2 protein-coding genes and 1 pseudogene are annotated in these 2,388 nt (G+C 72.7%); 1 reads left to right on the top strand and 2 read right to left on the bottom strand.

Features of this window, described 5'->3' with window-relative positions; translation table 11 throughout:
- Positions 1 to 114: 114 nt before the first annotated feature.
- The gene (locus tag H5J33_RS31355) at positions 115 to 1,149 is read right to left on the bottom strand and encodes a Ku protein (RefSeq protein ID WP_181798144.1); all 1,035 of its coding nucleotides are present in this window, start codon (positions 1,147 to 1,149) and stop codon (positions 115 to 117) included.
- 53 nt (positions 1,150 to 1,202) lie between these two features.
- Here H5J33_RS31355 and ligD point away from each other — a divergent pair, with 53 nt between their 5' ends.
- Complete coding sequence (gene ligD / locus H5J33_RS31350) at positions 1,203 to 2,090, top strand: non-homologous end-joining DNA ligase (RefSeq protein ID WP_181798143.1); 888 nt, start codon at positions 1,203 to 1,205, stop codon at positions 2,088 to 2,090.
- A gap of 52 nt (positions 2,091 to 2,142) precedes the next feature.
- On the opposite strand, the pseudogene H5J33_RS31345 reads toward ligD, so the two are convergent.
- Positions 2,143 to 2,388 (bottom strand): annotated as a pseudogene (locus tag H5J33_RS31345) (NERD domain-containing protein); the annotation flags it as partial.

The raw sequence follows: 2,388 nt of genomic DNA, 5'->3' as shown, positions 1-2,388 counted from the left end.
CGGTGCGGGCGAGTGCCCTTGACCGGCTGTGCGGGCCGGAAGCCCTTGGCCGGCTGTGCGGGCCGGGGACCCTTGGCCGTATGGCCGTCGGGGCGTCGCGGCGACCGGCAGCCCTCACGCCGTCCGCTTCCGGGACGCCGTCTTCTTCGCCGCCGTCTTCTTCCCGGCCGTGCTCTTCGCCGTCGCCGTGCTCTTCGCCGTCGCCGTCTTCTTCGCCGCCCCCTCCCCCGCCTTGGACGTCGACTTGCGCGCGGGGGCGGACTTCTTCGCGGCCGGGGCCTTCTCCGTCGCCGTGGACTTCCTGGCGCCCGTCTCCTTCGGTGCCGACGCGCCCCGGCGCAGTTGTCTGACCTCCGCCTCCTCCTCCGGTGCGCCCCGGGATTCGCGGACCGCCCGGACGCTGTTCTCCAGGGCGGCCATCAGGTCCAGCACCTTGCCGCCGGCGGCGGGGGCCGGGGACTCCGGCGGGGCCTCGCCGGAGGCCTTCGCGGCGATGACCTCCTCCAGCGCCTCCCGGTACTCGTCGTGCAGATCCTCCAGGTCGACCTCGCCGAGGGTGTCCATCAGGGCGTCCGCGAGGTCCAGTTCCTTGTCGCGGATGGTGACGTGCTCGTCCGGCGCGACGCCCTCCGGCGCCCGGACCTCGTCCGGCCACAGCAGCCCGTGCATGGCGATGGCCTCGCCGACCACCCGCAGCATGCCGAGCCGCTCCCGCCCGCGCAGCGCGTACTTGGCGATGGCGACCTTGTTGCTGCGCTTGAGGGCCTCGCGCAGCAGCGTGTACGGCTTGGCGGCCTGGGCTCCGCCGGCCGCGAGGTAGTACGCCGCGCCCATCTGGAGCGGGTCGATCCGGTCGGCCGGCACGAAGGCCACGATCTCGATGGTGCGGGCGGTGGGGATGGGCAGGTGGGAGAGGTCCTCGTCGCTGATCGGGATCATCGTGCCGTCGGCGTCCTCGTACGCCTTGCCGATCTCGGCCTGGCTGACCTCGCGGTCCTCCAGTTCGCACACCTTGCGGTAGCGGATGCGGCCGTTGTCCTCGGTGTGGACCTGGCGGAAGGAGATCGCGTGGCTCTCCGTGGCGTTCACCAGCTTGATCGGGATGCTGACCAGGCCGAAGGAGATCGCGCCGTTCCATATCGATCGCACGTGCCGCACCCTTCCACTGCCTTTTTTTACGGATTGTCTGGGATTGTCATCCTATGACGCCTATCACAGAGGTGGAGGGGCGCCGGGTCGCGCTCAGCAACCTGGAGAAGGTGCTCTATCCGGAGACCGGCTTCACCAAAGCGGAGCTGCTGCACTACTACGCGACCACCGCCACCGCCCTGCTGCCCCACCTGCGCGACCGGGCGGTGTCCTTCCTGCGCTATCCGGACGGCCCCGGGGGCCAGCGGTTCTTCACCAAGAACGTGCCGCCGGGTACGCCCGAGTGGGTCACCACCGCCGAGGTCCCCCGCTCCTCCCCGGACAGCCCGGCCCGGATGGTGGTCGTCCAGGACCTGCCGAGCCTGGTGTGGGCGGCCAACCTGGTCGCCGAGTTCCACACCCACCAGTGGCTGGTGCGGCGCCCGGAGGAGGCGGACCGGCTGGTCTTCGACCTCGACCCGGGGCCGCCCGCGCACATCGTGCACTGCTGCGAGGTCGCCCTGTGGCTGCGCGAGCGGCTCGCGGCGGACGGGATCGAGGCGTACCCGAAGACCGCCGGGTCGAAGGGGCTGCACCTGCTGGCTGCGGTGCGCGGCAGTTCCTCCGAGCGGACGTCCGAGTACGCGAAGGCGCTGGCGGTGGAGGCCGAGCGGGCGCTGCCCCGGCTGGTGGTGCACCGCATGACGAAGAGCCTCAGACCGGGAAAGGTGTTCGTCGACTGGAGCCAGAACGCGGCCCGCAAGACCACGGCCACCCCTTACACCGTGCGCGCCCGCCCGGCCCCGCTGGTGTCCGCGCCGGTGACCTGGCAGGAGGTCGCCGACTGCCGCAGCCCCGCGCAGCTGGAGTTCCGGGCCGACGACATCGCCCCGCGCCTGGCGGACCACGGCGACCTGATGGCACCCCTGCTGGACCCGGGGTCGGCCGCCCCGCTGCCGTGAACGGACCCGACGCTCACCCCGCCCCGGCCTCCGGCCCTCAGCCTTCCGGCCCTCAGACCCTCAGCCAGACGTTCCGGTCCCGTGCCATGCCGTGCAGTGCCTCCACGTCGGCCGGTTTGAGCACGCCGCCCAGGCGGGCCAGGTCCGCCAGCTCCGGGTCGCGCAGGATCCGCACGCCGCGCGGCTCGGCCGTCACGGTCACCCCGGCCGGGTCCACCAGGGCCAGCACCGGGCGGACCTCGGCGGTCAGCGCGTAGGAGGCGCGGTCGGCGGCGGAGCGCAGTGGGCGCAGCAGCGG

This window comes from Streptomyces sp. WELS2, from assembly GCF_013870595.1.
Lineage (GTDB): Bacteria > Actinomycetota > Actinomycetes > Streptomycetales > Streptomycetaceae > Streptomyces.
The sequence above is the reverse complement of the archived record's forward strand: the minus strand, read 5'-3'. Positions and strand labels throughout refer to the sequence as shown.

Coding starts and splice junctions, on each gene's coding strand:
- ligD (WP_181798143.1), top strand. CDS start 1,203: ATGACGCCTATCACAGAGGTGGAGGGGCGCCGGGTCGCGCTCAGCAAC.